This is a genomic window from Segatella cerevisiae (genome assembly GCF_024054555.1).
Classification (GTDB): domain Bacteria; phylum Bacteroidota; class Bacteroidia; order Bacteroidales; family Bacteroidaceae; genus Prevotella; species Prevotella cerevisiae.
Map to the genome: position 1 here is coordinate 1 of NZ_JAMXLY010000063.1, position 11,719 is coordinate 11,719.

An 11,719-nucleotide genomic window follows, 5' to 3' on the forward strand; every position below is an offset into this window, starting at 1 on the left:
TCAATCTGCAGCGTGACGCTCGCCGAGGCGTTACACGACGCCTCTTGCCGCTATGCGCGCTCTCCGTGGATGAGTATATTATTTAAATAAAAGTTAAACATTGTCTAAAATTGGGGTATAGTATACTTGAGCATAAATTCTATGTTCCAAATGATATTCGTCAAGGGCAACTTAATGGTGATGGATGGGCATATATTCAGAATATGACTCATAAAGATTTAATGGGAAATATACAATTGACTTTTACTAAGGATTTCGGAAAGCATCATATTGACGCTTTGGCTTTGATGGAAGGACAAACGTATCACACTTTTATGAATTCTGAGCAAAGTAAGGGTTATCAGACAAACTATTTCAAATATAACAATTTAGAAGCAGGCGCTAATGTTGCATGGGGAGATAATCAAAGTAGTGCTTCTGATTACACGTTGAGCTCTTATATGGCCAGAATTAATTATATGTTTGCAGATCGCTACATCGCCACAGTCAATATACGTACTGACGGATCTTCAAAGTTGGGATCTGGACATAAATGGGGATGGTTCCCTTCTGCTTCTGTGGCATGGGTTATCTCTCAAGAACCTTTCCTAAAAGATATACGATGGATAGATAATCTGAAAATTCGTGCTGGCTATGGGACTACAGGTAATCAAGATGCCATAGAACCATATAATTCTCTTTCTCTTTATGGTCCGAATGGCGTATCAGTAATTAATGGTACAAATACAACTACTTTTTCTATTCAGAGTAATAGCAACCCTGATTTGAAATGGGAAGTTAAACATACTTTTGATGCGGGGCTGGATTTTGCTGCCTTTGGAAACCGTCTGAACTTAACAATAGACTGGTATAGATCAAAAACTAAGGATCTACTTTATACATATACGGTACCTGTCCCACCGTTTACATATAATACTTTGTTGGCCAATATGGGATCCATGTCTAATAATGGCTTAGAATTTGGATTGAGCGGAGATATAATTCGTGCCAAGGATTTTACGTTTAGTTCTAATATCAATTTGAGTTTCCAACGTAACAAATTGTTGTCACTAGATGGAACATATAAAGGTCAAAAATTAACGACAAGTGAGCATATTATGGTATCTCGAGTAAATGCCGCAGGATTAACACAGAACTATGGCGTTGCTTATTTGATCGTTGGTCAGCCTGTAGGTGTGTTCTATTTGCCTCACTGTGAAGGTATTGATAAGAACGGTCAGTATACTATTTCTGACTTGAACCATGATGGAACGATCGATACTGGTGATTCTGGTGATCGTCAGGTGTGTGGAAACGCTATTCCGAAAACATATTTAAATTGGAACTTTGTATTCAAATATAGGAATTGGGACCTTACTACACAATTTAATGGAGCTTTTGATTTTAAGATTTATAATGGTACTGGTATGACTTATAGTAATATGAATAATTTTCCAACCTATAATGTCTTGTCTAATGCTCCTCAGAAAGGTATTCATGATATTCAGATTTCTGATTATTGGCTGCAAAATGGTGATTATGTGAATTTTGAATATCTGACTCTTGGCTATAATTTCACAAAAAAACAATTAAAGGTTAAATGGTTGCAAAGTCTCCGATTAGCCTTTTCTGTTAATAATGTTTGTACAATTACAGGCTATAAAGGACTGACTCCAATGATAAACTCGGCTTCTTTGGCACAGCAGACAGAGGGGACAACACAATATGGAACGTTGGGAGTTGATGATAAGCGAATCTATCCTTTGACACGGACTTTCTCTCTGAATGTTTCGGTTCGTTTTTAATGTAATCCAATTTAAAAGTAAAATGACTATGAAAAAACAGATATTAAGGAATGTGATCTTGTTTTCATCTATACTTTGGTTTTCTGCTTGTTCTTTAGATGAAAATCCCAAAAGCCAATTCGACGAAAACGAAGCTTTTAAAAATTCTGAACTTACATACGCTAATGCTGTAGCCAATGTCTATTCTGCAATAGGAAATAATATATATGGCGGAACTGATTGCATACATACTTTGCAGGAATTTACTTCCGATGCAACTATGCTTCCTGGACGGCAGGGAGACTGGGTAGATGGTGGAAAATGGCAGAACATGTTCTTGCATAATTTTGAGTCTTCTGTGGATACTTATTCTTCTGTTTGGAATTATATATATCAGATTATAGGGCTTTGCAATTTTTCAATTGATAAGTTGACGCCTATGCTTACAGAACATCCAGACTATGAAAGTTATATTGCCGAATTACGTGCATTAAGGGCTATACATTACTATTATGCTATGGATTTGTTCGCCCAAGTTCCTATTGTTACTTCTTCTAGTCAGACTGCAGATTCCGTTAGGCAGAGTAATCGATCTCAAATATTTGATTTCGTAGTGAGTGAACTGAATGATGTCTTGCCGGAATTAGGTGCTGGTCAATGTCAGAAAACTGGGACTTATTATGGTCGGATAACTAAAGCTGTAGCTTATATGTGTTTAGCAAAATGTGCCCTTAATGCTCCTGTATATAAAATAGATGATACTTCTGTCAATAGTTACAAGGTTTTTGTAGGAAATGATTTAACTGGCTCCTGTAAAGCTGATGAAACCCAGGGTGCTGAAATTTCTAATATGGGCAAGAACATTATGATGAAAGTAGATGGAACTTCTCGGAATGCTTGGGAAACTGTAAAATATTGTGTAGATCAAATCGCTGCTCAGGGATACAGTTTACAGCCAAGTTATGAAGATAATTTTATAGTACAAAATCAGAATTCTGTTGAGAATATATTTGTCCGTCCGGATGATGATAAAACTTATAAAATATGGGATTGTAATCTTATGCGTTCTCTTCATTATAATCATGCTAGTGCTATTGGTTATTCTGGATGGAATGGTGTTTGTGCTACTGTTCGTGCCATGCAGGTAATGGGCTATGGAACTAAGGATGAGGACCCTCGTCTCCGTATGAACTATTGGTGTGATGAAGACTATACCGTTCAGACTGGAGGTAAAACTGTTGAGGATGGAGTTACAGGACAACCATTAAGTTATGAACCACTTAAAGTTGTGGTAGATTTTGCTACTGGATCTAATGCCCACGACGTGAAGTGTGCTGGGGCGCGTTTTCGAAAATATGAATATGATACATCTTCTTCCATTCAGGGGGATAATAATAACGACCTAGTCATTTGGCGTTATGGCGATGCCCTTCTGATGAAGGCAGAAGCCGAATACCGGTTAGGGGATCATGCAGGAGCTTTAATATTAATCAATCAGATACGAACACGTGCAGGAGCTTCCACACGTACCACTCTGTCTCTAAATGATATTCTTGATGAACGAATGATAGAACTTGCTTGGGAGGGTACTCGTCGACAGGATCAGATACGTTTCTGTACTTTTACAGAACCTACTGTGGATCGCTATGTTGGTGTACACCATAATGCTTCCGCTGGAGATTATGTGGTTGATAATACGGGATATACGAATGTTTACCCTATTCCTTATTCTGTGTTGAATTTGAATAGAAACCTTAAGCAGAATCCAGGCTATAAGCAATGATGATCGATCTTGTTATATGTTGAGCCGGAGTAGATGCTCCGGCTCTTTTTGAGTAGAAGCTTGATTGATGTGGCTTTTTCTTTTAAAACGTATGTTTTTTCTTTTGTCGACGGTTCTTTCATTTACTTTATGTATATTTACAACTCAGTTTTAGTACTTTAATTTCTAATAAATAAAAACTTGCAGATGATGAAAAATACACTATTGGCTATTGTGATGCTATTGACTTTATCGGGAAAGGCTTCGGCTCAGCCTGAGGTATCAGCTAAAGGGCCTGCATGGTTGAGTAATGCGGTTTTCTACCAAATTTATCCGTCTTCCTATATGGATACAGATGGAAATGGTATTGGAGACCTTCCGGGTATTATGAAAAAACTGGATTATATTCAGTCTCTAGGTATTACTGCAATTTGGCTGAATCCGGTTTTCGAGTCAGGATGGTTTGATGGCGGATATGACGTTATTGATTTCTATAAGATAGATCCTCGTTTTGGTACGAATACAGATATGGTTAACCTTATTAAAGCTGCTCACCAAAGAGGTATAAAAGTTTGCTTGGACCTTGTGGCTGGTCATACCAGTAACCAGTGTGATTGGTTCAAGGAAAGTGCAAATGGAGATATGAATGGTCGTTATGCGGATTATTATATATGGACTGATACAATATCGGAGAAGGATAAGGAAGAGATTGCTCTTCGACATAAGGATCCTAATCCGCAGTCCAGTACCCGTGGCCGCTATGTGGAAATAGATGCTCCACGTGGAAAATATTATGAGAAAAACTTCTTTGAGTGTCAGCCGGCTTTGAACTATGGATTTGCTCATCCTGATCCGCATCATAGTTGGGAAGAACCGGTAACGGCACCCGGACCTCAGGCTGTACGACGTGAAATACGGAATATTATGTCTTTCTGGTTTGATAAGGGTATCGACGGATTTCGAGTGGATATGGCTTCTTCTTTGGTCAAAAATGATCCCGGTAAAAAAGAAACTTCAAAGCTTTGGAATGAAATGAGGGCTTGGAAGGATAAATATTATCCCCAATGTGTGTTGATTTCAGAGTGGAGTAATCCTGCCGAAGCAATCCCTGCGGGATTCAATATTGATTTTATGATCCATTTTGGAATTAAAGGTTATGCCTCTCTTTTCTTTGCTCCAAATACACCATGGGGAAAGTCGAATGCCAATGATGGCTATGGTGAGTGCTATTTTGACAAGGCTGGTAAAGGCACATTGAAACAGTTTATCGATAACTTTTCAGATGCTTACGGTAAGACCAAGGATTTAGGATATATTGCCATTCCTTCAGCAAATCATGATTATCAGCGCCCGAATATAGGTACACGTAACACGATGGATCAGTTGAAGGTCACGATGATGTTCTTCTTAACGATGCCGGGAGTTCCTTTCATTTATTATGGAGATGAGATTGGAATGAAATATCAGATGAATCTGCCGAGTAAAGAGGGGAGTAACAATCGTGCAGGGACACGTACTCCAATGCAGTGGGTGCCGGGTCAGACCGCTGGTTTCTCGACTTGTGCTCCGTCCCAACTCTATTTCCCTGTGGCAACGGATAATGGCCGGTTGACCGTATCGGCTCAGGAAAAGGATAAGAGTTCCTTACTTAACTATACTCGTGCTCTTATTCGGTTGAGACATGCTGCCCCTGCTTTAAATAATGATGGTGGTTGGGAATTGATCAGTAATGTAAATCAACCTTATCCAATGGTATATAAACGTTTTTCAGGTGGAGAGACTTATCTCATAGCTCTTAATCCCAGTGGCCGGAAGGTAAGTGTGAATATTCCTCATCAAGGGAAGGGCATTGTCAAACTTGGTACTGGAAAAGTGAGTTATAAATCTGGAAAAGCATTTGATAAGATTCAGTTGAATGGCATTTCTTCTGCTATCTTCTCAATAAAATGAAGTAGGATTCATTGGTTTAGAGTTCTTTAGGAAGGTCGGGCTTGTCTTAATTCTCTTAGGATATCCATGAAGAGAGGTGGCCCTTCTTCATTCTAGTACTTTGCTGTTTTCTAACAGAAATATTTGTTTGGTTACAAGAGAAGGGCTATATCTTTTTTGTGTGGGCAGACAAAAGAAAAAAACAGGGAAATCGTTTGAATGTTCGGAAGATTTTCCTAACTTTGTGGGAATTTAAAAAACTAACTTAACAATAGAAAAGCATGATAGGAACAGCAGCAACGTCTACAGACAATGACGAGGTTTTAAAACCTTATGTGATTGGTCTGGACCTCGGAGGTACTAACTCCGTTTTCGGTATCGTTGATACCCGTGGTGATATTAAGGCGACCACAGCAATTAAAACTCAAGTCTATAAAAATGTAGAGGATTTCGTCAAGGCATCCCTTACCGCCCTTGAACCCGTTATTGATTCCGTTGGTGGAATCAAGAAGATCCGGGCTATGGGCATCGGGGCTCCTAACGGCAACTTCTATAATGGAACAATCGAATATGCGCCTAACCTGATATGGGCTCATACGTGCATCGTGCCTTTGGCAGACATTTTCTCCAAGTCATTGGGTATCCCTGTGGCTTTGACCAATGATGCTAATGCAGCCGCCCTGGGCGAAATGACTTATGGGGCGGCCAGAGGCATGAAGAACTTCATCGAGATCACTCTGGGTACCGGTGTAGGTTCCGGTATTGTCATCAATGGCCAGATGGTTTATGGCTGCGACGGTTTTGCAGGCGAACTGGGACATGTGACAATGGTCTGGGGCAAAGATGGACGCCAATGCGGTTGTGGCCGCAAGGGTTGTCTGGAAGCTTACTGTTCCGCTACCGGTGTCGCACGTACAGCCAGGGAATACTTGAAGGAGAGTGACGAAAAGAGTTTACTTCGGGAGAAGAAACCGGAAGAGATCACTTCTCTGGATGTTAGTCTTGCAGCTGCCAAAGGGGATCAACTGGCACAGCGGGTGTATGAGTTTACCGGTAAGATGCTGGGTGAGGCTTGCGCCAACTTTACGGCATTCTCCAGTCCTGAGGCTTTCATCTTCTTCGGTGGCTTGACGAAAGCCGGTGACTTGCTGATGAAACCTTTGAAGGAGAGTTATGACAAGCATGTCCTGAATATCTTCAAGGGCAAGGCTAAATTCTTGGTCAGCACGCTTGACGGTTCTTCTGCTGCCATCCTCGGCGCCAGTGCCGTAGGTTGGGAAGTGGACAATACCGCTGCAGGCAAAGCTGCAGAACCGGCTGTGATGCCAGGTAAATGAGAGGCTGGATCTTTGGGTCTGCTGCCGGGTAAATGATCCGGAAAAAGACGATTCAAAGACGTAGAAACGGACAGGCAGTGCTGATTTTTTCGGCACTGCTTTTTCATCTGTCGGAGGGCGTTCAACTGATGATGCTGTTTCTTAAAAAGGGTTATATTTATTTGCAGGATATGTGATTAATCCGTATCTTTGCACCTTGTTATGGATTTCCTTCAATTCAATATACTGAATGTCATTTTCAAGGGCATGGTGATCGGCATAGTCGCTTCTGCACCCATGGGACCCGTTGGCATCTTGTGCGTACAGCGCACAATTAACAAAGGGCGATGGTATGGGATGGCTACAGGAGTGGGCGCCTCGGTGAGTGACATCATCTATGCTTTGATCACGGGTCTGGGAATGAGTCTCGTGCTGAACTTCTTCAGGAATGAATCCACAAAATTCTACTTCCAGATCATCGGGGGAATCATTCTGCTGCTGTTCGGAATCTACTGTTTCCGAAGCAAACCGATGGAAAGCGCACAACATCTCTCTCATGTGAGGAGCAAGGGTACGCTGCTGCACAATGGGGTGACGGCATTCTTGATCACATTCGCCAACCCGCTGATCGTCTTTCTGTTTATCGCCCTTTTCGCCCAGTTTGCCTTTATCATGCCCGGACATCCTATCCTGATGATCATCGGTTATCTGAGCATCATCTTCGGTGCTAACTTGTGGTGGTATGGTTTGACATGGATGGTCGACAAAATCCGTAATAAATTTGATGAGCAGGGGGTCCGTATCATCAACCGCTTTATCGGGAGCATTGTCATCATCTGCTCGATCATCACTCTCATCGGGACGATCTTCAACCTCTCGTTCATGAATTTCCTGATGGATAAATGAGCCTCCGACGGGTTTAACGGAACAGGCGGAATGACCGCAGTTGCTCCGGATGTTTAACTTATAAAACTTTTACGGCTGTGTTTATCGCTAAGAAACTTAGAAAGGAAAATATTGCAGAATATCTGTTGTATATGTGGCAGATAGAAGATACGATCAGGGCAATGGGATGCTCACTGCCCCAAATCAGGGAAAACTATATCTCCAAATTTACCGGTTATACCGAAGAACAGAAAGAAGACGAGGAGGATTGGTTCGGGGACCTGATCCGGATGATGAATGAAGAGGGCAAACGGGACTATGGGCATCTCAATATCAATGAGGTCATTATGACGGATCTCGTGGATCTGCACAAACGTCTCCTCCATTCCAACAAATTTCCTTTTTACAACGCTGAATACTATAAGGTCCTGCCTTATATCGTAGAACTCCGAAGCAAGAATAAGCGCGGCCTTCAGAAAGAGGCTGAGGAATCGGGACTGGATAACCCGCTGATGGAGGTCGGTGACTTGGAAAAGGAGAGTGAGATCGAAACGTGCTTTGACGTAATCTATGGTACGACTTTGTTGAAAATGCAGGGCAAGCAGATTTCTCCGGAAACTCAAGCTGCAGTGAAAGAGATTTCTACTTTCGTGGGAATGCTAGGTGATTATTATATCAAGGATCGTGACCAGGGACTCGATTTCGGAGATCAGCAATGACTGCCCGAAAAGGGGAATGAGACAACTGATGATCGGATTTCTGATAGGACGTAACAGGTCAATTCTAAATAGTAAATGCAATGAATATATTGGTTACTGGTGCTAACGGACAACTTGGGAACGAGATCCAACTCGCTGTAAAGAATAGTCAAGACAAGTATATCTTTACGGACGTCTGTGAAGGTTATCAAAAACTGGACATCACGAATAGGGAGGATATCCGCAAGATGGTCAAAGAAAATGATGTCAAGTGCATCATCAACTGTGCCGCTTATACGAACGTGGACAAGGCTGAAAGCAATGTGGATCTTTGTGAGTTGCTGAATGCTACGGCTCCCGAGAACCTTGCCTTGGCAATGAAAGAGGTAGGCGGACTGCTGGTCCATATCAGTACGGATTACGTCTTTGGCGGTGACCCTTACAATACGCCTTGCCGGGAAGACCAGAAGGGAACTCCTACGGGCGTCTATGGGATGGCCAAACTTCATGCTGAGGAGAAAATCAAGGCTACGGGTGTCGACTATCTCATTTTCAGAACGGCCTGGCTCTATTCCGAGTTCGGGCATAATTTCGTCAAGACGATGTTGAAACTCACGTCCGAGAAACCTGCATTGAAGGTTGTCTTCGACCAATGTGGCACGCCGACGTATGCGGGCGATCTCGCAGGCGTGATCTGCCATATCCTGGATTCCAGGGCTTATCAGGGACATACGGGCATCTATCATTTCTCTGATGAGGGGGTGACTTCCTGGTATGACTTTACCAAAATGATTGCGTTCCTGTCCAATCATACGGGTTGTGACATCCAACCTTGCCATAGTGACGAGTTTCCTTCTCCAGTAAAGCGTCCGGCTTACTCTGTGCTTGATAAGACCAAGATCAAGGAGACCTTTGGTGTAAAAATCCCTTATTGGCTTGACAGTCTTCGTGTCTGTATGGCAAATATGCATGAACTGTCTCACGGAAAGCACGCGACAAACTGTTGAGGCGGACGGCTGTCGATAGTGCTGTTGTGCTCTTCCGGGAAGAGGGGAATAATTGAATACGATTTGAAACAATGAACGAAATAGAAAGAAGACGGACTTTTGCCATCATCTCTCATCCTGATGCCGGTAAGACAACACTGACGGAAAAGTTTTTGTTGTTCGGCGGACAGATTCAGGTGGCTGGTGCCGTCAAGAACAATAAGATAAGGAAAACGGCTACTTCTGACTGGATGGACATCGAGAAACAACGTGGTATCTCTGTGTCTACCTCGGTCATGGAATTCGATTACCTGCCTGATGGGATGTCTGGGGAACCTTATAAGGTGAATATTCTGGATACCCCCGGTCACCAGGACTTTGCGGAGGATACGTACCGCACGCTTACTGCCGTCGATTCAGCAATCATCGTCATCGACGCTGCTAGAGGTGTACAAGCACAAACCCGCAAACTGATGGAGGTGTGCCGGATGAGGAATACGCCGGTGATCATCTTCATCAACAAGATGGACCGTGAAGGGCGTGATCCTTTTGACCTGCTGGATGAACTCGAAAAGGAACTGAAGATCCATGTCGTGCCTTTGAGTTGGCCTATCGGGGAGGGCATGCATTTCCAAGGGGTCTATAATATCTTCGAACATCAGTTGAACTTGTTTACACCTGACAAGCAGCGTGTCACTCAGAAGGTCTCCGTCGACATCAAGTCGGGAGATCTCGAGAAGCATGTCGGAGAGCGTGGTGCTGAACAGTTGCGTGAGGATCTGGAACTGATAGAGGGCGTTTATCCTGAATTTGATGAAAAAAGTTATCGTAGTGCCGAGACTGCTCCTGTATTTTTCGGATCAGCGCTGAATAATTTTGGCGTTCAGGAACTGTTGGACTGTTTTGTGCAGATTGCGCCATGTCCTGGAGCGACAAAGGCAGAAGAGCGGATTGTCGTGCCTCAGGAACCGAAGTTTACCGGTTTCATTTTCAAGATCACTGCGAATATCGATCCCAACCACAGAAGTTGTATTGCGTTTTGCAAGATCTGTTCGGGCAAGTTTGTCCGGAACACCCCATATTGGCATGTTAGATTGGGCAAGACAGTCCGATTCTCTTCGCCAGCTCAGTTTATGGCCCAGAGGAAGAGTACGGTGGATGAGGCCTGGCCGGGAGATATTGTCGGTTTGCCTGACAACGGGATCTTCAAGATCGGAGATACCTTGACAGAAGGGGAGAACCTGCATTTTAAGGGTCTTCCGAGTTTCTCTCCGCTCCTATTCAAATATATCGAGAATAACGACCCGATGAAGAGCAAACAGTTTCATAAGGGCATCGAGCAATTGATGGATGAAGGTGTCGCCCAACTCTTTATCAGTCAGTTCAATAACCGTCGGATCATAGGGACTGTCGGACAACTCCAGTTTGAGGTGATCCAGTATCGTCTCGAGCACGAGTACAATGCCAAATGCCGCTGGGATCCGATCCACTTATACAAGGCCTGTTGGATAGAATCCGATGATGCTGCAGAACTGGATGATTTCAAGAAGCGTAAGTATCAGTATATGGCGAAGGATCGGGAAGGTCGGGATGTCTTTCTGGCAGACTCGAGTTATATGTTGAATATGGCAGAGCAAGATTTCAAGCATATCCGATTCCATTTTACGAGTGAGTTCTGATTTTCGGAGGTCTTATACTTATCAGCCTGGTAACTTGACAAATAGGTTACCGGGTTGATTATTTTATTGGCCTATTAAACAGGTGATGTGTATAATAAGTTAAGATTAAATTATTTTTTATTAATAGTAGCATTTATAAGTGGAATAATTTCAGGTGATGATGGACGAGGTGCATCAACTGTTACTAATTTTCCTTTTTGATCCACCATAATAAATCTGGGAATACCTTTTATCTTATATGGATTTAATATGCTATTACTATTATCTCCTGCAAACAATTGTATCCCATGCATCTTCTTGGCAACAATAAAATCTTTCCATTTCCGTTTATCTTTTTCCGAATCTACGGACACACCTATAAATACTATGCGGTTATCATTTTTATATTGTTCTTCCAATGATTGCAAATAAGGAATTTCACGATTGCAAGGCACGCACCATGTCGCCCAAACATCAATGTAAACAGCGTGACCTTTGAAATCAGATAATGCAATAAACTTACCATTTTTATCCTGAAATTTAAAATTAATAGCGTCTTGTCCAACCGAATGATCCATCAACTTATTTACGAGTTCTATACTATACCCCAATTTTAGACAATGTTTAACTTTTATTTAAATAATATACTCATCCACGGAGAGCGCGCATAGCGGCAAGAGGCGTCGTGTAACGCCTCGGCGAGCGTCACGCTGCAGATTGAT

At 42.5% G+C, this 11,719-nt stretch carries 8 protein-coding genes and 1 pseudogene; 8 read left to right on the plus strand and 1 reads right to left on the minus strand.

Features of this window, described 5'->3' with window-relative positions:
* Positions 1-125: 125 nt before the first annotated feature.
* From NG821_RS11655 to NG821_RS11690, 8 genes and pseudogenes are all read left to right on the plus strand, one after another.
* Positions 126-1,784, plus strand: a pseudogene (locus tag NG821_RS11655) (TonB-dependent receptor domain-containing protein); the annotation flags it as partial.
* A 28-nt stretch (positions 1,785-1,812) separates the two neighbouring features.
* Positions 1,813-3,546: a RagB/SusD family nutrient uptake outer membrane protein gene (locus NG821_RS11660; protein ID WP_252761832.1), complete on the plus strand. Its 1,734-nt coding sequence runs from the start codon at positions 1,813-1,815 to the stop codon at positions 3,544-3,546.
* Positions 3,547-3,732: 186 nt separating this feature from the next.
* Positions 3,733-5,475, plus strand: a complete 1,743-nt coding sequence (locus NG821_RS11665; RefSeq protein WP_394802089.1) for an alpha-amylase family glycosyl hydrolase — start codon at positions 3,733-3,735, stop codon at positions 5,473-5,475.
* A 260-nt stretch (positions 5,476-5,735) separates the two neighbouring features.
* Positions 5,736-6,791, plus strand: a complete 1,056-nt coding sequence (locus tag NG821_RS11670) for an ROK family protein (RefSeq protein ID WP_252761833.1) — start codon at positions 5,736-5,738, stop codon at positions 6,789-6,791.
* A 201-nt stretch (positions 6,792-6,992) separates the two neighbouring features.
* Positions 6,993-7,676 (plus strand): LysE family translocator, encoded by a 684-nt coding sequence (locus tag NG821_RS11675; RefSeq protein ID WP_252761834.1) that lies wholly within the window; start codon positions 6,993-6,995, stop codon positions 7,674-7,676.
* A gap of 77 nt (positions 7,677-7,753) precedes the next feature.
* Positions 7,754-8,374 (plus strand): DUF4924 family protein, encoded by a 621-nt coding sequence (locus NG821_RS11680; RefSeq protein WP_252761835.1) that lies wholly within the window; start codon positions 7,754-7,756, stop codon positions 8,372-8,374.
* A gap of 80 nt (positions 8,375-8,454) precedes the next feature.
* Positions 8,455-9,360, plus strand: a complete 906-nt coding sequence (rfbD, locus tag NG821_RS11685) for a dTDP-4-dehydrorhamnose reductase (RefSeq protein ID WP_252761836.1) — start codon at positions 8,455-8,457, stop codon at positions 9,358-9,360.
* 71 nt (positions 9,361-9,431) lie between these two features.
* Positions 9,432-11,018, plus strand: a complete 1,587-nt coding sequence (locus tag NG821_RS11690; RefSeq protein WP_252761837.1) for a peptide chain release factor 3 — start codon at positions 9,432-9,434, stop codon at positions 11,016-11,018.
* 110 nt (positions 11,019-11,128) lie between these two features.
* On the opposite strand, the gene NG821_RS11695 is transcribed toward NG821_RS11690, so the two are convergent.
* Complete coding sequence (locus tag NG821_RS11695) at positions 11,129-11,608, minus strand: TlpA family protein disulfide reductase (protein WP_252761838.1); 480 nt, start codon at positions 11,606-11,608, stop codon at positions 11,129-11,131.
* Between the last annotated feature and the right edge of the window lie 111 nt (positions 11,609-11,719).